Annotated in this window: 16 protein-coding genes; 6 read left to right on the forward strand and 10 right to left on the reverse strand. The window is 37.3% G+C overall.

The window, feature by feature from the left end:
• The 4 genes from mutS to ACTBZY_RS02995 all read right to left on the reverse strand — a co-directional run.
• Positions 1 to 1,881 (reverse strand): DNA mismatch repair protein MutS (mutS, locus tag ACTBZY_RS02980; protein ID WP_463044843.1); only part of this gene is annotated, 1,881 nt, incomplete at its 3' end.
• Between the two features lie 124 nt (positions 1,882 to 2,005).
• Positions 2,006 to 2,818, reverse strand: coding sequence for a sialate O-acetylesterase (locus ACTBZY_RS02985; RefSeq protein WP_463044844.1), 813 nt, complete (start codon positions 2,816 to 2,818; stop codon positions 2,006 to 2,008).
• 97 nt (positions 2,819 to 2,915) lie between these two features.
• Entirely contained in the window at positions 2,916 to 4,220 is a 1,305-nt protein-coding gene (murA, locus tag ACTBZY_RS02990) for a UDP-N-acetylglucosamine 1-carboxyvinyltransferase (protein ID WP_463044845.1), read from the reverse strand.
• A gap of 23 nt (positions 4,221 to 4,243) precedes the next feature.
• On the reverse strand, positions 4,244 to 4,921 hold the full coding sequence (locus tag ACTBZY_RS02995; RefSeq protein WP_463044846.1) for a DUF4290 domain-containing protein: 678 nt from the start codon (positions 4,919 to 4,921) through the stop codon (positions 4,244 to 4,246).
• Between the two features lie 148 nt (positions 4,922 to 5,069).
• Here ACTBZY_RS02995 and ACTBZY_RS03000 point away from each other — a divergent pair, with 148 nt between their 5' ends.
• Positions 5,070 to 6,620: a glycoside hydrolase family 10 protein gene (locus tag ACTBZY_RS03000; protein WP_463044847.1), complete on the forward strand. Its 1,551-nt coding sequence runs from the start codon at positions 5,070 to 5,072 to the stop codon at positions 6,618 to 6,620.
• A gap of 2 nt (positions 6,621 to 6,622) precedes the next feature.
• Positions 6,623 to 7,138, forward strand: a complete 516-nt coding sequence (locus tag ACTBZY_RS03005) for a DinB family protein (RefSeq protein ID WP_463044848.1) — start codon at positions 6,623 to 6,625, stop codon at positions 7,136 to 7,138.
• Between the two features lie 4 nt (positions 7,139 to 7,142).
• Here ACTBZY_RS03005 and ACTBZY_RS03010 read toward each other — a convergent pair whose 3' ends face one another.
• Complete coding sequence (locus ACTBZY_RS03010) at positions 7,143 to 8,051, reverse strand: DUF58 domain-containing protein (protein ID WP_463044849.1); 909 nt, start codon at positions 8,049 to 8,051, stop codon at positions 7,143 to 7,145.
• Between the two features lie 5 nt (positions 8,052 to 8,056).
• Entirely contained in the window at positions 8,057 to 8,521 is a 465-nt protein-coding gene (locus ACTBZY_RS03015; RefSeq protein ID WP_463044850.1) for a septal ring lytic transglycosylase RlpA family protein, read from the reverse strand.
• Between the two features lie 222 nt (positions 8,522 to 8,743).
• Between ACTBZY_RS03015 and ACTBZY_RS03020 the strand changes: the two genes are divergently transcribed.
• Positions 8,744 to 9,145: a DUF3276 family protein gene (locus ACTBZY_RS03020; RefSeq protein WP_463044851.1), complete on the forward strand. Its 402-nt coding sequence runs from the start codon at positions 8,744 to 8,746 to the stop codon at positions 9,143 to 9,145.
• 2 nt (positions 9,146 to 9,147) lie between these two features.
• Here the strand turns inward: ACTBZY_RS03020 and ACTBZY_RS03025 are convergent, their stop codons facing one another.
• Positions 9,148 to 9,783 carry an oxidoreductase gene (locus tag ACTBZY_RS03025; protein ID WP_463044852.1) on the reverse strand — a complete coding sequence of 212 codons (636 nt, stop codon included), beginning with the start codon at positions 9,781 to 9,783 and terminating at the stop codon, positions 9,148 to 9,150.
• Between the two features lie 186 nt (positions 9,784 to 9,969).
• Here ACTBZY_RS03025 and ACTBZY_RS03030 point away from each other — a divergent pair, with 186 nt between their 5' ends.
• The 3 genes from ACTBZY_RS03030 (at position 9,970) to ACTBZY_RS03040 (ending at position 13,075) form a co-directional block, all read left to right on the forward strand.
• The gene (locus ACTBZY_RS03030; RefSeq protein WP_463044853.1) at positions 9,970 to 11,226 is read left to right on the forward strand and encodes a sensor histidine kinase; all 1,257 of its coding nucleotides are present in this window, start codon (positions 9,970 to 9,972) and stop codon (positions 11,224 to 11,226) included.
• Positions 11,226 to 11,909, forward strand: a complete 684-nt coding sequence (locus tag ACTBZY_RS03035) for a response regulator transcription factor (RefSeq protein ID WP_463044854.1) — start codon at positions 11,226 to 11,228, stop codon at positions 11,907 to 11,909. Before ACTBZY_RS03030 ends, ACTBZY_RS03035 begins: the two co-directional genes overlap by 1 nt.
• Before the next feature lie 101 nt (positions 11,910 to 12,010).
• The gene (locus ACTBZY_RS03040) at positions 12,011 to 13,075 is read left to right on the forward strand and encodes a Fic family protein (protein ID WP_463044855.1); all 1,065 of its coding nucleotides are present in this window, start codon (positions 12,011 to 12,013) and stop codon (positions 13,073 to 13,075) included.
• A gap of 28 nt (positions 13,076 to 13,103) precedes the next feature.
• On the opposite strand, the gene purL is transcribed toward ACTBZY_RS03040, so the two are convergent.
• From purL to ACTBZY_RS03055, 3 genes are all read right to left on the reverse strand, one after another.
• Positions 13,104 to 16,793 carry a phosphoribosylformylglycinamidine synthase gene (purL, locus tag ACTBZY_RS03045; protein ID WP_463044856.1) on the reverse strand — a complete coding sequence of 1,230 codons (3,690 nt, stop codon included), beginning with the start codon at positions 16,791 to 16,793 and terminating at the stop codon, positions 13,104 to 13,106.
• Positions 16,794 to 16,957: 164 nt separating this feature from the next.
• Positions 16,958 to 17,536 carry a YdeI/OmpD-associated family protein gene (locus ACTBZY_RS03050; RefSeq protein ID WP_463044857.1) on the reverse strand — a complete coding sequence of 193 codons (579 nt, stop codon included), beginning with the start codon at positions 17,534 to 17,536 and terminating at the stop codon, positions 16,958 to 16,960.
• A gap of 120 nt (positions 17,537 to 17,656) precedes the next feature.
• The gene (locus ACTBZY_RS03055) at positions 17,657 to 19,198 is read right to left on the reverse strand and encodes a RagB/SusD family nutrient uptake outer membrane protein (RefSeq protein ID WP_463044858.1); all 1,542 of its coding nucleotides are present in this window, start codon (positions 19,196 to 19,198) and stop codon (positions 17,657 to 17,659) included.
• Between the last annotated feature and the right edge of the window lie 13 nt (positions 19,199 to 19,211).

Here is a 19,211-nt window from a genome sequence, read left to right on the forward strand (position 1 = left end):
CTTTCCAGCCATGTTAGGACCGGTTACAATAATTATCTGCTGCTCGCTGTCGTTTAATATGAGGTCGTTGGGTACATAGCTTTCACCTAAAGGCAATTGGTTTTCTATGACTGGATGCCTGCCGTTTTTAATGTCCAGAATACTGGTATCGTCAATAGTGGGTTTGCAGTACTTGTTTTCATTGGCAATTACAGCAAACGAGGCCAATGCATCTAGAGCGGAAATCGTTCTTGCGTTCTGTTGGATTTGTGGAACAAACTCTCCAGCAGCGAGTACCAGCTCATTATAAATACGGAATTCTATATCAAAAATCTTACTCTCTGCCGTTAAGATTTTTTCTTCGTAAACCTTTAATTCTTCGGTGATGTATCTTTCCGCGTTGACCAAGGTTTGCTTTCTTATCCATTCCGCTGGTACTTTGTCTTTATGGGCATTTGAAACTTCCAAGTAATATCCAAATACCTTATTATAAGCTATTTTTAAAGAGCTGATACCAGTATTGGCTGATTCTCTCCTTTGAATACCGAGTAAATAATCTTTCCCCGAAAATGCTATTTCATGATATTCATCCAGTTCAGGGTCAACTCCCGTTTTTATCATTCCGCCACGGTTGCTTACATGTGGGGCATCATCTTTTATCTGTTCCGAAATTCTTTCAACCAGAAATTTACAATCGGCTAGTTGGTCAACGTATTTTTTGAATATGACATTTTCTTCACTCAGCTTTTCTAGAATTTCTTTCAAAGGAGCCATTTGTTTTAGGGCTCTGTTTAGCTGGACTATTTCTCGTGGGCTAATTCTTCTCACCGCCACTTTAGATATTAATCTTTCTAAATCTCCTATGGGTTTCAGTAAAGACTGTACATCCTCCAGCTGATCACCTTGATTAACAAATACCTCAACGGTATCTAGTCGGTCTTGAATAGGCTTTAAGTCCTTTAATGGAAGAACTGCCCATTTTCTAAGGCAGCGAGCTCCCATTGGGGTAATGGTTTGGTCTAAAATATCAATCAAAGGAACCCCGCCCTCATGCTGCGGGAAAACCAGTTCTAGATTTCTAATGGTAAACTTATCAAGCCATACAAACTTATCTTCGTCTAGCCTGGCAAGATGAGAGATGTGATTGACGTCTCTGTGCTCTGTGTCTTGTAAATATTGTAAAATGACGCCTGCTGCAGTAATACCATCTTTTAAACTTTCTATTCCAAAACCTTTGAGGGTAGTGGTATTAAAATGTTTGGTCAGTAGGGGGTAGGCAAAGTCATACGTGTAAGCCCAATCGTCAAAAGTATAAGTGTTAAATTGGTCACCAAAAAGCTCTTTAAATTTGGCATTATTTTGTTTACAGTAGAGGACTTCTGCTGGTGCAAAGCTCTGTAGCAGTTTATCAATGTAAGATGCAGAACCTTCTGTGCATAAAAATTCCCCTGTAGATATATCTAAAAAAGAAATGCCATAATTCTCTTTGGAGCCAAACTGAATAGACGCTAAATAGTTATTTTGTTTGGTATGTAGGACATTGTCATTATAAGAAACACCTGGTGTCACTAACTCTGTTACCCCTCTTTTTACAATCCCTTTTACTGTTTTTGGGTCTTCCAGTTGGTCGCAAATAGCAACTCGCTGACCAGCACGGACGAGTTTTGGTAAATAAGTATCTAAAGAATGATGTGGGAAACCTGCTAATTCTTGATTGGAACCACCATTATTTCTCTTGGTAAGGACGATGCCTAGAATTTTGGAAGCTTTGATAGCGTCTTCTCCAAAAGTTTCATAGAAGTCTCCCACTCTAAAGAGCAACAAAGCACCAGGATATTTGGACTTTATTTGATTGAACTGCTTATTTAATGGAGTTTCTTTTGGGCTTTTTGATTTTGCCATTTGGGGTTAAAACAACTTTTTTTGAAGATTCACTAAGTTTTCAAAATTAGGCAAATTTTGATGGATAAAGAATCAAAAATCAGATGTTTTATGCTAGTAAAGCCCTTGAAGTCAACATAGGAAATCAGTTTTCAAAGCTTAAAAAAGACTTTGCAAACCTATTGCCAATTTCTCGTTGGCCTGCAGAGTTGAAATGAACAAAATCTCCTTTGTGATGTAAATCTTGCGTATGAATAACTTTAGTGCTATGGTCAGCTATGGAATAAGAATGCATTCCTTTATTTATAAGCTGCCAGTTGTCGTAGTTTTTAGAATATGAACCTAATTCTGCCATTATTATAGGAAGGTTTTCATTACCAATGGTTTGTCTAAAGTTTGCAAAAAGCCCTTTTACTTTTTCTTGGTAGATCGGAATATTATGAGGACTGGAATCACTTTCTCCTTGAAGCCAAATAATTCCTTTTATTTCTCCATAGGTTTGTCCTAGAGCAGCTTTCTCTTTAAAATTGCTATATAGCTGTACCCCTCTAAAGGTAGAATCACCGAGCCATTGGTTCATAGAACTCCCGCCAATGGCTACAGGAAGTAGTAAAATGGTGATATCCGGAGGGATTTCTGTGAGCAGGTTTTGTGCAAAAGACATTCCACAGTCTAGACCTGTTGCGTTAGGTTCATACCAGTGAAGTGGTTCTTTGGCAAAAATCAATTCGTTGTTTTTATTGATGCTTATTATTCTCTCTGAACTCATCGTATCCTTGGGTTCCACAAATCCGCGACCTGCCATATTGGATTGACCTGCCATAATGAAAACCCAAGTTTTTTCTTTAGGGGGTAGCTTTTGAACTAACTCTCTATGTTTTGGGAAGTTGACGTCTGATTGACCAAAGGAGGTGTGGCAAGCTAAAGTCAAGAAAAGAAGTTTGATTAGGGTTCTCATTGTTGAAATTTAATGGCTTATAAAATAAGGTATATTATTTCGGTTAATGGGCATAAAAAAAGAGGACACTAGGCCCTCTTTATAATTTCATCTGGAATTAAACCCTTACAATTTCAGCTCCAATGGCATTAAGGCGTTCGTCAATGTTTTGGTAACCTCTATCTATTTGTTCAATATTATCAATGATACTCGTGCCATCTGCAGAAAGTGCGGCAATCAATAGAGCCACCCCTGCTCTAATATCTGGAGATGTCATTCTGATGCCTTTAAGATTATGGATTCTGTTAAGTCCCACTACAGTAGCTCTGTGTGGGTCGCATAGTATAATTTGACCACCCATGTCAATCAACTTATCGACAAAGAAAAGTCTACTTTCAAACATCTTCTGATGCACCAATAAGGTTCCTTTTGACTGTATAGCGGTAACTAAAATAATAGAAATAAGGTCTGGCGTAAATCCTGGCCATGGAGAATCGTAAATGGTTAAAATAGAGCCATCTATCAGCGTATTTATTTCATAATTGTTTTGAGCGGGAATATAAATATCATCGCCACGGAATTCCATCTGTATGCCTAGTTTCTTAAAGGTGTCAGGAATTATGCCCAATTCTTTAATTTGACAATTTTTGATGGTGATTTCTGACTGGGTCATTGCCGCAAGGCCAATGAAACTCCCAATTTCAATCATATCAGGAAGCATGGTGTGAACACATCCTCCCATTTCTTCCACACCTTCTATGATAAGTAAATTAGAGCCTACTCCCGTGATTTTGGCTCCCATGCGGTTAAGCATTTTACATAATTGTTGCAAGTAAGGCTCACAGGCTGCATTATAAATGGTGGTAATACCTTTGGTCATTACCGCAGCCATAACAACGTTTGCCGTACCCGTTACAGATATTTCATCCATCCACACGTATCCGCCTTCCATGCTTTCTCCTGCCACCGTATAGAAAGCATCGTCTGCTTCATAGGTGAAAGTAGCTCCCAACTTTTGGAAACCAATAAAGTGTGTATCTAATGGTCTTCTCCCTATTTTGTCTCCACCTGGTCTTGGGGCTTTTCCTTTAGAAAAACGAGCCAACATAGGTCCAAGCAACATGATAGAACCTCTTAAAGAAGAAGCTTTTTCTTTATAGCTATCGGTTTCAAAATAGTCGAAATTAACATCCGCTGCTTCAAATCTATAAGAACCTTCTCCTAATTTGGTGCGTTTGACGCCCATATCTTCTAGAAGTTCTATGAGTTTATTCACATCTCTTATGTTAGGGATGTTATGGATTTCTACTTCTTCCTTGGTCAGTATTACTGCACAAAGAATCTGTAAAGCTTCGTTTTTAGCTCCTTGAGGGGTAAGCTCACCTTGAAGCTTTTTGCCACCTGTAATTTTGAATGAAGACATGTGTAAATAGGAAAGTTAGAGGTTTAAAACCTACGTTTGGGTTTGAACTTGCTGTTCTTATTTTTGTTATTATTGCTTTTGAATCTTTTGCCTCCACTGGATGAAGGGCCACCTGATTGGTTCTTACGGAAAGTTTGTGCGTTGTTAAATCGATTAGGGACTCTGTTTCCATCCTTTGGATTGGCATCAGGAATTAATCCATCCTTTCTAATAGCATCTATTTCTTTCTGTAATTTATATTCAGACATGACTAAAATCTGCTGAAGTACAGTGTCTGTTTGAATATTGTCTTTATTCCATGAAAGGAAAAAACCTTGCATCAGTTTAACCAGATAAGACACAAAAGCCTTACGCTCGTCATATGATTCTGTTGCAACCGCTTTTAAAACCAACAATTCAATATTTCTTCCGTAATATTTATGTTTCAGTTGAGCCTGTCTATAAGGCATAGTGGTTGGTTTTTTACCAAGAATTTCTTTTGGTGGTGGCGGGAACGGACTATCCACATCCAAATCAAAATTCGCCATGATGTAAAGGTCATCCCATAGCTTCTTTGAATAATCATTTCCATCTCTCATTTGAGGATGAATTTGACGCATAAGTTCTATAAGTATATGGGCGTGTTTGGTGCGTTTGTCCTTGTCTGGTACAGAAATAACATGCTCCACCAGCTTCTGGATATTGCTTCCGTATTCTTTCATACTTTAATGTTGGGAAAATTTCGTTTTGTCAAAACGATAAAAGCTTTTTAAGAGGTTAATCTCTTTATATTAACGGAGCAAATGTAGCAAAAAATACTTTAACCATTGTTTTTGTAGTATTTTTAAGCCGAAATAAATACTGCATTTGATGCTCAAGTTACTTACAGCTTTTAGCTTGGTCTTGGTTCTATTCTATTCTTGTTCTAAAAAACCATTAGAAATTCTTCAAAATGATATTAAAACGCCAACTTATCAAATAGTACATAACAACACGGAAATACCTAAAAGAGAGTTTCGTGGGGCTTGGGTAGCTACTGTAGCCAATATAGACTGGCCAAGCAAAAAGGGGTTGGGTTCGGATATACAAAAGAAGGAGTATGTTGAAATTGTAAGTCATCATAGAGCTAGAGGAATAAATGCTCTTTTAGTTCAGGTGCGGGCAGCTTCAGACGCTTTTTATGCTAAGAGTAAGGAACCATGGTCTGAGTGGCTTACAGGAGTACAAGGCAAAGAGCCTAAGCCGTTTTATGATCCTATGGCATTTATGATAGAGGAGACCCATAAACAGGGGCTGGAGTTCCATGCTTGGTTAAACCTAAATAGAGGTAGGCATAGGGCAGGTAGCTCCATAGTAGGGGATCATTTGATTAACACTCGTCCAGATTGGTTTTTGACCTACGGAGAATACAAGCTTTATAATTTTGGAATCCCGGAAGTGAGAAATTATATCATTGACATTGTGATGAATATCGTTAAGGAATATGATGTGGATGGTATACATTTTGATGATTATTTCTACCCTTATAAGGTAACTGGACTAACTCTAGAAGATCAAGGTACTTTTAAGAAGTATCCAAATGGCTTTAGGAATATTGAGGATTGGAGAAGAAATAATATTGATTTAATTATTAAAGGTATTTCTGACGAGATTAAGAGAGAAAAAAGTTGGGTAAGCTTTGGTGTCAGCCCGTTTGGCGTTTGGAGAAATAAATCAGACGACCCAAAAGGTTCCGATACTAGGGGTGGGCAGCCATCTTATGACTTTCTTTTTGCCGATACTAGGAAATGGGCTCAAGAGGGCTGGATAGATTATATTGCCCCTCAAATCTATTTTCCTTTTGAACACACTTTGGTGCCTTATGGTACACTGACGGATTGGTGGGGAGCAAACCGTGGTAAGGCTAAATTATTTATAGGACATGGGGTTTATAGGGTTGAGTCCAATTCTTCTATGAAGGCTTGGCGAGACCCGAATCAGATAGCGAGGCAGATTGATTATAACAGATACAGCAGCCAAGTGAACGGAAGTATTTTCTATAATACCAATACGCTAATTAAGAATGGTATGGGCTTGGCAGACTCTATTCAGGTAAGATATAAATATCCTGTTTTATTGCCGGAAGTTAATGGGGCTATGGCTCCTAAAATGGATGCACCCAGAAACTTTAGATTAGAAGAAACTGTGGAAGGGCTGCGTTTAAGTTGGTCTAAACCCAATGGAGAGGACCTTAAATACGTGGTTTATAGATTTGATAAGGAAGAAGAATTTAATCTGTCGGATCCTGAGCGAATCCTTGGAATATTTTCTGCCACGGAGATGATAGATAAGAGCCGAAAAAAGGGAATTTCTTATTTTTATATGGTGACAGCAGTGAATAGGTGGCATGTAGAAAGTGAACCGTTAATTATTAAACGTTAACTATGGAAAAGAAACTAATTGAAACTTTTCAACCTTATTTAAGAGGTCTCCAAACCTATTCTGAAGAAGATTTTGCCTTTAAAAAATCAGTAGAGATTTGGTCTTTATCTCAGATGTATGAACATGTTTTGGTTTCTGGTTACTTTTTCTTTTTAGCCAATATTAATAGATGTTTAGAACAAAGGAAAGGACAGAATGGCGGAGAAAAGACGGATGCTGGTGTTTATGTTTTAAATAAAAATGGTTTTGATTTAAATCAGAAGTTCGAAAGACCAGATAAGGAAACAAATCCAGTAATAGGTAAGGAGATTGTTTACTATAGAGAGAAAATGCCGGAGCTTAAAGATGCTATTTTAGCTAAGGCAGTACCGGTCTCTAAAGACGACGGTTTATATAAAACGGAGCATTTCTATTTTGGAATGCTGAACGCAAAAGAGTGGTTTCTGAATGGAGAATTTCATATGAGGCATCATTTAACACAACAAGCCGAGCTAGAGTCTTATTTAAAAAGCTCTTAGGGTTTTATTTCATTTTAGACCTTCTGGTTAAGAAAGCCGCCATGATTTGGTCGAACCCTTGGTTTATGTCTGCTTCTATGAAGTCAATTTTATATTGACCACATTTTAATCTCAAATCTTTGTAGAAGTTTTGTACTGCAGATTGGTAATGCTCTTTAACCTGAGATGGCTGAGCTCTTACTTTTTCTCCGGTTTCAATATCGATAAATTCGTAAGGGCGTTCACTAAAATCGAAATCTCTTTCAGTATTATGGTCGGTAACATGAAAAAGGAGTACTTCGTGTTTATTATGCTTAAGGTGTTGTAAAGCTGAGAAAGTAGAGGTTAAATCCTCCATTTTCTCAAACATATCGCTGAATATGACCACCAAAGAACGCTTATGAATACTATCAGCCACCAAATGCAAAGACTCTGCAACGGAGGATGTTTTGGAAGTTTGTTCCTGATTCATCAGGCGTTCTAATTCTAGATATATTTGGTGTATATGGCCTCCTGTAGACTTTACGGCGGATTGAAATTCAATTTTATCGGAGAATGTGGTAAGACCTACCGCGTCACGTTGCTTTTTCATTAGGTTCGCCAATGTGGCTGCTGCAAGGCAACTGAAGACTAATTTTCCATTATTTTCTTTAGGGTAATACATGGAGGAAGAAGTATCTATCAGAAGATGGCACCTTAAATTAGTTTCTTCTTCATATCTCTTTACAAACAGTCTATCTGTTTTGGCAAAGACTTTCCAGTCTATATGACGGGTACTTTCTCCAGAGTTATAGAGTCTATGTTCCGCAAATTCTACGGAGAAACCATGAAACGGCGATTTATGAAGTCCAGTGATGAAACCTTCTACCATTTGACGGGCCAAAAGTTCTACACTGCCATATTCTCTAACTTTCCCTAAATCTAATTTCTTCATAGTTATTATTTCTGGAGAGCTACCTCTTCCTCGGAAGCCTCTGAATTTAAAGTCCTAGAAAAAGGACTTGTAGGTTTCAGGAAAATTTTCCCATCAACACCTATTACAGTAGCTTCTATCTCTGCGATACCAGAATCGGTCATTTGAAGCCTTTTTGCCGCCTCTGTAGAAACGTCTATAACTCTTCCTTTTACAAAAGGGCCTCTATCATTAACCCTTACAATAACTTCCGTACCTTTTTCTGGGTTTCTAACCTCAAGCATGGTTCCAAAAGGAAGGTATTTATGAGCACATGTTAAGGCATATTGATCCAGTTTTTCTCCATTCGCAGTAGTCTTTCCATGGAGTCTTGGTCCGTAATAAGACGCTTTACCTTTGAACTCGGTACCTAAAAATGGTTCGAATTTCTTTACAACAGCCTCGCCAGAAGAGAATAGGCTTAAGATGAAAACTAATAAAATGATTTTCACATATTTATGCATTGTTCCGAGTACAAAGTTAAGTATTTCGGTTACCTCTAAGTCTTCTTTAACGCTAATATTTGTTAAATTGTGAAATGAATATAGTTAATGAAAATGGATTGATTGATATTTATATTGCGTTCATGGAAAACTTGTGATTGTTTTTTTTGGCTGTATTTAATAAAAAACTATTTTTGACTTCATTATTAACCTCAAAACCCTATATCTACAGTGCAAAAAGAAGAGAGAGAGATGATATACTCCAAACGAGTTCGTGCAGGGAAACGCACCTATTTTTTTGATGTTAGAGCAACACGGTCAAACGATTATTACCTTACTGTTACGGAAAGCAGAAGGCAACAAAGAGATGGAGACTTCTTTTATGAGAAAAGTAAGATGTTCATTTATAAAGAGGATTTCAACAAATTTGTGGATGCTCTTCAAGAGACCGTGGATCATATTAAGAAAGAACTGTTACCAGATTTTGATTTTGAACAATTTGATGTAAATGAAGAAACGGAAAATGGCATTTCAAATGATAAACCAATTGTAAAAACTGATCCCGTAGAGAATACAGATGTAGACATAGACACTTCTGATGATTTTACCAGTTCTGAGCTAAAGTGGGACTAGTTTTATAGCATTTTTTCTGAAGATATTATGGAAAGACCCTTATTGGGTCTTTCTGCGTATAAGACCATGGCTTCAGCGACTTTATTGACGTGAATGGCTTTATATTTTTTAGGTGTCAAAAAGCTCAAAGCTTTCATGACGGCTTGCCCAATTATTTCACCTATTCTCACTTCTTTTCTGTCTCCCAATAACATAGAAGGCCTAAATATAGCCAAATGGGTGAAATTAAAACCTTTTAAAGCATCTTCCGTTTGACCTTTAACTTTATTATAGAAAATGCTAGAATTTGGATTAGAACCCATAGCTGTCACTATGGCATAGAGTTCTGAACCATTTTCTTTTGCTAGTTTTGCTAGTTTAATAGGGTAGTCAAAATCTACTTTCTTGAAGTTTTCTTTACTTCCGGCTTTCTTAATGGTGGTTCCAAGCGTACAGAATATATGTTCTGCATGAACATCAAGGCTACTTAAATGGTCAAAATCAACGATTATTTGAACAAGTTTTGGGTTATCCAGTTCAATTTTCTTTCTGACTAGGATTGTGACTTCATGATAATTGTCTGAATTTAATAGTTTTTTTAAAAGAGATTGACCGATTAGGCCGGTGGCTCCGGCTAATAAAGCAGTTTTGGTTTTCATTTTATTCAGTGATAATATTTAGTCGATTATAACCCTTTTATAAGTAGAACATATGATTTAATTGATATTTTATTTCAAAACTTTACCATTTAAGAAGAATTTGGGCAGGTATTACGTGGTTAAACCAGAATATGCCATTTTGTCTTATATTTGTAATAATTAAGACTTTCCATAAAAGAACTGCTTTTGACACGTAACGCTATCCGCCTTATTATAATTACTGGTAGCTTAGCCATAGCCGCCATAATAGGAATCCAGATATTTTGGGTTAAAAGAGCCTATGATATCGAGAACGACAGGTTTAGGAAGTCTGCCGTAGAAGCATTGAGTGAAGTAGCCAGCAATATTTCAAGAATTTACGATTTGGCTGAAATAGAAACCCCAGTAGAACGTCTAGAGGAAGATTATTATGTAGTCAATTTGAGAACTCCATTAGATGCTTCGGTGTTAGAGCATTATCTTAGGCAAGAGTTTAAAAGGCATGATGTTAATACTAGTTTTGAGTACGGTATTTACGACTGCGATACCGACGAGATTAGATATGGTGGTAGTGTTAATGCTAATTTTGAGATTGATAATATAGAGCCCACCATATTGCCTAAAACAGATAAGTTTTTGAATTATTTTGGTGTGCGTTTTCCTTCAAAAGGCAGCTTTTTGTTTCAAAATCTTGACTTCTGGATTCTTTCTTCATTTATAACGCTATTGATAACTGGCTTCTTTGTTTATGCGATGTTTGTCATTTTAAGACAGAAGAAACTTAGTGAGGTTCAAAGAGATTTTGTCAATAATATGACACATGAATTCCAAACACCTATTTCTACTATTAGGGTGGCTACAGATGTGTTAGCTCAAAGTAAAATTTTGGAGCAGCCAGAACGTTTTAGGAAATACGTTCAGATTATTAAACAGGAAAATCTAAGGCTAAAAAATCAGGTGGAGGCTGTGCTTACTACTGCCAAGGTTGGTAAAGGGAAACTAAACCTTGATATTGAGCTCCAGGAGTTACATTTTCTAATTTCTGAGGTTTTGGAAGGGGTAAGGTTGGAAATAGGTGATGGTTTGACCCTAGATCTAAAGGCTACGAGAACTTCTGTTTATGCGGATAGAGTGCATCTACTGAGTGTAATTAGAAATCTTGTGGAAAACGCCATTAAATATTCCAAGAAACCTGTTGACATTACAGTGTCGACCTATAACGATGCCGCTGGCGTAGTATTAGTAGTAAAGGATAAAGGAATAGGAATTCCGAAGGAATATCTAGGGAAAATTTTCAATAAGTTTTATAGAGTGCCTACCGGGAACATTCATAATGTAAAGGGTTTTGGACTGGGTCTTAATTATGTCCAACAAATTGTAAAATCTCATAAATGGAAAATAGGTGTAGAAAGTGAATATAAAATAGGGACCACCTTTAAAATAAATATACCCCAAGCGAAATAATGGCAAAAATACTTTATGTGGAAGATGATGAAAATCTCAGTTATGTCATCAAAGATAATTTAGAAGAAGAAGGCTTTGAAATATCTCATTTTGCAGATGGGAAAGAGGCCTTTAAGAATTTCAAGAAGGAGAAATTTGACTTATGTCTCTTAGACGTAATGTTACCTGAGCTTGACGGATTCTCATTGGCAGAGAAGATTAGGGAACAGAACGAGCAAATTCCGATTATCTTTTTAACGGCTAAAGTACTACAAGAAGATAAGATAGAAGGACTTAAAATAGGTGGTGATGATTATATCACGAAACCTTTTAGCATTGAAGAACTCACTTTAAGAATAAAGGTTTTTCTTAAAAGGAGTACTGTTTCTGATATTGACAATGAACAAAATGAGTATATCATTGGTAAATATAATTTTAGTTTTTCACAGTTAATTTTAGATTCGGAAGATGGTATTCAGAAGCTGACGCACAGAGAAGCGGAACTTCTGAAGTTTTTATGTGATAGAAAAAACCAAGTGATAAAAAGAGAGGATATTCTGACTCAGATTTGGGGAAGAGATGACTACTTTTTAGGTAGAAGTTTAGATGTTTTTATAACTAGGTTGCGTAAAATGCTTGCTCCAGATGAATCATTAAAAATTGAGAATGTACATGGGATTGGATTTAGATTTGTGACCGAGTAGTGCATAAATATATTATTATTAAATAGATAGCTAAATATTGGTTGTCTATTTTATTTGCGATCAAATATGACTAAAATTGTCATGACTAAATTTGTCATGTTATGGTGAATCAAATTCTGAAAACACGTAGGTTAGAAATTGGATTGAAAATTCAAGAGATTTCAGCGAATACTGGTATAGATCAAGCATTGCTTTCTAAATATGAATCTGGTAAGCGGCTGCCATCTGCCAATCACTTGATGCCCCTGGCAGATGGTTATAAAATTTCCTATAGTGTCTTGAAATCAGAATTGGTGGTAGATAGAATTTTGGAATTGGTCAAATATGAAGATAGACCAGTGGAATTATTAATGGCTGCAGCGTCACGCGTGGAATACTCGAAAAGTTTGAATAGTTTAAAGGTGCCGGATTTGGGCGAGGCGGTAAAGCTGAAGCTAAAGAGGCTTGATGCTCTAAAAGAAAGATGGATCACACTAAAGCCTTTGAACTCAACGCAGTTGAGGAAGATGAGGGAGTATTTTGGGGCTAAGTACACCTTTGACTCTAATCGAATTGAAGGCAATACGCTCAGTCTACAAGAGACGCAGCTTGTAGTGGCGGAAGGTGTTACTATTAGTGGGAAAAGCATGAAGGAGCACTTGGAGGCTATAAACCACACAGAGGCTATTCATTTCATGGAAGCTCTTATTACGGAAAAGGAGGCACTTTCAAGACGTATTCTTTTAGATTTACATCGTTTAGTGCTTAAAAGCATTGATACCGAAAATGCAGGAAAATATAGAAATGTGCCAGTGAGCATTGGTGGCTCAGAGTTTATGCCACCGCAGCCATTTCTTTTAGATAAATTGATGGAAGAATATTTTATTCATTACGATCGTCAAAGAAGGGCTATGCACCCTGTTATTTTAGCAGCAGAAATGCATGAAAGACTCGTGAGTATTCATCCGTTCTTGGATGGGAATGGTAGAACCTCTCGTTTAATTATGAATTTTATTCTCTTACAGCATGGCTATACCATTGCTATTTTAAAAGGAGACCCAGAGTCAAGGATAAAATACTATAAGGCTTTAGAGAATGTTCAAATGAACAATGACCCAGAGCCATTTTATCATTTGATAATAGAAAGGTCTATAGCTTCTTTGGAAGAGCATTTGAATTTGATTTAGAGAGGTTTTCTGGACCTCTCTAAATTCATTATCTATTTTTAGCTTCAACCCATTCTCTGGCGTTTAAAAATCCTTCTAACCATGGTGAAACTTTGTCAGCTTTTCGGTTTTCAGGGTAATATGCCCAGTTCCAAGGGAATGTAGAACGCTCAATATGTGGCATCATGACCAGATGCCTACCTGTGATGTCACACATCATGGCTGTGTTAAAGTCAGAGCCATTTGGGTTGGCAGGATAGCTGCTGTATCCGTATTTTCCTACAATATTGTATTTATCTTCTCCATAAGGCAAGTTGAATTTCCCTTCTCCGTGAGAAACCCAAACACCCAGTGTAGTACCTTCTAAAGTAGAAAGCATAACCGAATTGTTCTTTTGAACGGTGACCGATGTAAATATACTTTCATGCTTATGAGAATCATTATGAATTAGCTTGCCATGAATTTCATGTTCTGGGTTAATCATTTCCAATTCCATTAAAAGCTGACAACCGTTACATATCCCTACAGAAAGTGTATCTTCTCTTTTGAAGAAGTTTTTAAGAGCATTATTCGCCTTCTCGTTGTATAAAAACGCTCCTGCCCATCCTTTAGCAGAGCCCAAAACATCAGAATTAGAAAATCCACCAACAGCTCCTATAAACTGAATATCTTCTAAGGTTTCACGACCAGAAATAAGGTCGGTCATGTGAACATCTTTTACATCAAAACCAGCCAAGAACATGGCATTAGCCATTTCTCTTTCGGAATTACTACCCTTTTCTCTTATAATAGCCGCTTTAGGCCTTACAGATTTGCTATCAATAACTGGGTTGGAGCCATCAAAATGGTTTGGGAAAGTATAGCTGAGTGCTTGATTTTTATAATTCTTATATCTTTCTGCAGCAGTTCCGTTAAAAGCTTGTTTTTGGTCTAAAAGGAAAGATGTTTTAAACCAAGTATCTCTAAGTTCAGATACGTTTAGGCTCATTTCGTCATCATTACTTTTGATAATAACTTCATTTCCATCTTTTGGCTTTCCTATTTTTACTATGTCAATGCCGTTTGTTTTAAAAACAGTTTCAACGTCGCTTTCTGCCTGGAAAACAACTGCTATGTTTTCATTGAATAATGTTTTGACAAAATCTAATTCTCCTAAAGCTGTTAGGTCAAACTCAGCTCCAAGGTTTACTTCTGCAAAACACATTTCTAATAAAGTAGTCACTAGACCACCACTTCCGATGTCATGTCCTGCTTTGATTTTTCCCTCTTTTATGAGGTCTTGAAGGGTATTGAACGCAGTTTTGAAATAAGCAGCATCTGTAATGGTAGGCACTTCAGTTCCTACTTTGTTTAAAATTTGGGCAAAAGAACTTCCCCCTAATTTAAAGCTATCTTTCGATAAGTTTAAGTAGTAGATGTTTCCTCCGTCTCTTTGAAGTACTGGCTCCACTACCATTTTAATATCTGAACAAGCTGCACCGGCCGAAATAATAACAGTACCAGGAGCAATGACCTCGTCATTTGGATATTTTTGCTTCATGGAAAGCGAATCCTTGCCTGTAGGAATATTAATTCCTAAGGCTATCGCAAATTCTGAACATGCTTCTACTGCTTTGTAAAGGTTGGCATCTTCTCCTTCGTTTTTACAAGCCCACATCCAGTTGGCAGAGAGAGAAACTGATTTTAGTCCTTCAGTCAACGGAGCCCAAACAATGTTTGAAAGTGCTTCTCCAATGGAGTTTCTGGAACCAGCAGCAGGATTTACCAAAGCCGAAACAGGAGAATGACCAATAGAAGTGGCAATACCTTCTTTTCCTTTAAAGTCAAGAGCCATTACACCCACATTATTTAATGGCAATTGAAGGGGCCCAGCACATTGCTGTTTTGCTACTTTTCCACCAACACATCTATCCACCTTGTTGGTAAGCCAGTCTTTTGACGCTACTGCTTCTAGCTGAAGTAGTTTATTCAAATACTCGCCAATTTTTTCTTTAGAATAAGATAAATCAGCATAGTTTCTCACCACAGTTTTATCGTCCATGATGGTTTTTGGCGAACTGCCAAACATATCACTAATGGCAAAATCCATTGGTTTTGCACCAGTTGTTTTAGACACAAATGTAAATCGATGGTCACCTGTGACATCGCCAACAGTGTACATTGGCGAGCGTTCTCTGTCGGCTATTTTTTTTAGTGTTTCTATGTCTTTCTCTCCTATGACTAAGCCCATTCTTTCTTGAGATTCGTTTCCGATGATCTCTTTGGCAGATAGGGTAGGGTCGCCAACTGGTAATTTATCTAAGTCTATGACGCCACCCGTTTCTTCTACCAATTCAGATAGGCAGTTTAAGTGCCCACCTGCTCCGTGGTCGTGTATAGAGACTATTGGGTTTTCATCACTTTCTACCAACCCTCTAATGGCATTGGCAGCTCTTTTCTGCATTTCAGGATTAGAACGCTGAACGGCATTTAGCTCAATTCCAGAAGCCATTTCTCCTGTATCTGCAGAGGAAACGGCTGCTCCACCCATTCCAATTCTATAGTTTTCCCCGCCAAGGATAACTACTTTATCTCCTTTTTGAGGAATAGCTTTAATGGCCTGAGATGCTTTCCCGTAACCAATTCCACCTGCCATCATGATGACTTTGTCGAAACCTAGCTTACGAGAATTTTCATTGTGCTCAAATGTTAGCAATGAACCAGAAATTAAAGGCTGACCAAACTTATTTCCAAAATCTGATGCTCCGTTTGATGCTTTTATCAAAATATCCATGGGCGTTTGATAAAGCCATGGTCTTTCGTCCATTGCTTTTTCCCATGGTCTGTTTTCTTCTAATCTAGAGTAAGAAGTCATATAAACTGCTGTTCCTGCCAATGGCAATGAACCTTGTCCACCTGCCAATCTATCTCTTATTTCTCCTCCAGCTCCCGTGGCAGCACCGTTAAAAGGTTCTACTGTGGTAGGGAAATTATGCGTTTCTGCTTTTAAAGAAATAACGGAGTCAAAATCTTTTTCTTGGTAAAAATCAGGTTTGTCCGCAGATTTTGGAGCAAACTGTGTTACTGTAGGTCCTTTTACAAAAGCTACATTGTCTTTATAGGCAGAAACGATGTCGTTCGGATTCTCCTGAGACGTTTTCTTAATAAGTTTAAAAAGAGAAGTTGTTTTTTCTTCACCATCAATAATAAAAGTGCCGTTGAAAATTTTATGACGACAATGTTCTGAATTTACCTGTGAGAAGCCAAATACTTCTGAATCTGTCAGTTTTCTTTCAAGTTTTTGAGAAAGTTCTACCAAATAATTTACCTCTTCTTCATTTAAAGACAAACCCTCAGAGAGGTTATAAGCGTTAATATCCTGAATCTCTATGATAGGTTCCGGTTTAACATTTATGGTGTAGATGTCTTGACCAAGGCTGCTATACTTTTGAGAAAGCATAGGGTCAAAAGTAGTTTCGTCTGAAAGTACTTCTTTAAACTCTTCAATCCTGATTAATCCTGAAATGCCCATATTCTGGGTTATTTCTACGGCATTCGTACTCCACGGGGTAATCATGGCAGCACGTGGACCTATAAAAATAGCATTAAGCACACCTTGGATATCGTTGGTTTTGGAGTGTTTATGGTCAATTTGACTTTGGAAAAGCCAAAGCAATTTTTTGATGTCTTCGTTTGAAATATTGCTTTCTGTCTGAACAGCAAAAACGGAATTGGCTTGACCGCCAAAAAAATGAATCATTTGGGCAAGAATTTATCTTTGGAATAAGAAAACACAAAGTTAAGGGAATTGCGAAAAGTATGGCACTTAAAAGGTTAGAGTATTCTAAGTAAAAATGGCAGGTCTAGGAGTTTTGGAGTTATCTGTTATTCGGATTTACCTTAATCATTTGGTCAAAGGACCTATCAAAGATGTTTCGGCTTTTCTTTAATGCCTGCAAGTTTTGCTACTTCGGCGATTCTTTTCATTCTAGTTTCTTCTCGTTTGGCTTGTAATATCCAGAATAAAACCTGTTTCTTAAGAGATTTGCTTAAGCTTTGGAAGTATTCCTTTGACCCAGAATATTTGGTGAATTCTTTTTCTAAATCATCTGGAACGATGAGGGCTTCTACGGTATCCAAAATTGACCAAGAGCCATTTTCTTTAGCGATAGCGATGCTCTTTAAGCCTGCGGCTGTCATTTGACCATTACTTATTAAGGTTTTGACTTTTTCCTTATTGATTTTAGACCAAGTACTACTTGCTTTTCTTTGACAGAAAAATTGCCTATAACTGTCTTTGTCAATGGTCTGTCTTTTACTATCTATCCAACCAAAACATAAGGCTTCATCCACGGCTTCATTCCAACGCATGGATGGTTTTGAGGATGATTTCTTGTGAAAAATAAGCCAAACAGATGGCAGGGAAAAGTGGTTTTCTGTTAACCAATCTCTCCATTCTGTTTGGCTTTTAGGATAAAAGGTTTCTGTTTTCTTAGTAGACATCTATTGAATCGCGACCAATATGACTCAAGTTACAAAAAACGCCTATGTGTTAACATATAGGATTAAGTAATTAATGAGAAAGGCAGCCGATTATGGCTGCCTTTCATATTATATATCTAATTATTTGTAATCTGGATTTTGTTTCAATTCTGGATTTTTATTCAACGCGTCCTGTGGTAATGGCCATTTATAATGTTTAGGCAGGAAAACTCGTTTTGAAACAGGGTCCCCATTAAATCCATTCAGAACTTGTTCTGCAATACCCCAGCGTTTTAGATCAAAGTAGCGGGAGTTTTCCAGAGGAAATTCTACCCGTCGCTCATTGCGTACTTTTGCACGTAAAGTTTCCTGATTCATTGAAATTAATAGAGCTGGGTAGTTAGCCACGTCAGTAAAGTCAACACCATAAGCTCTTGCTCTTACTTTATTAATGGCATCCAAAACAGATTGATCAATTTGGTTGGCCTCAATTTTAGCTTCAGCATACATTAATAAAACATCTGCATATCTAATGTGAATAAAGTCCGTTCCGTCATTTTGTGGCTGAGTTAAGGTACTTACCACAGTCGGATTAATACCTTTAATGAAGGTGTATCCTGTTGATGGTTTTATTTCTACTAATGGATTCCAACTGCCCTGATATACAGTGGCATTTAAACGTGGGTCGCGATTTTCCATTGGAGTACTTGCATTATACAATGGTGAAGTCGAAATAGATTTTCCATCGGTACATTCATAGGCATTTACTAAACTGGTGGTAGGATGCATGTTACCCCAAAATCCTACAATAACCTGAGAGGACCATAATGCACTTTCACCTGGAGTTCCTGTCATTTTTATTGAAAAAATGATTTCAGGATTATTATTTTGTCCAGCGTCAAGGAATAAATCATTATAGGTAGTAGATAAATTATAATTACCAGCCTCAATAACTTGCTTGGCCGTTTTTGCAGCGTTATCATAATCTTTTGTGTAGAGTAAAACTCGGGCTTTTAAGGCAAGAGCTGCTTCTTTTTTTACATGCCCATCATAAGCTTCGGATGGAAGATAAGTGATTGCCGTGTCTAAATCTTTTAAGATTTGGGCAAACACCTCACTCTGAGTGCTTTTAGCAGTATATTGGTTTTCTACCGTACTCGCCTCCAATCTCAAAGGCACGTCACCGTAAGTTGCCGCGAGATAATAGTAAAAATAAGCACGGATAAAAAGGGCCTCGCCTTTCCATTCATTTATTAAGCTTTCACTGGCAGTTACACTACCAACCTTATCCAAAAATTCATTACAACCATTTATGCCAACATAACTAACTGCATAAAGTCCTTTTATGGCCCGTTGTGCTTGTCCGTCGGGATTATAAACGCCGGTTAATATATCGCGAAAGCCATTGTCTCGGGCACCATAGGCATTATCTGTTAATTCATCCCAACCTTGTTGAATTTGGGGTCCTCCATTCCATTGACTAAGTGTCAGTGTAGAATAGAAATTTGTTTGTAAATTACTATACACTCCAGTAAGAGCCATTTGAGCATCACCTTCAGTTTTCCAGAAGGTTCCACTTGATATGGCATCACCGGGTTGTTGATTTAAAAATTCATCACTACAGCTTGTTAAGGCCATTATGAACGTAATGAATAGAAATTTATAAATATATTTTGTGTTCATTATTTGACGATTT

It is taken from the genome of Arcticibacterium sp. (assembly GCF_055134445.1).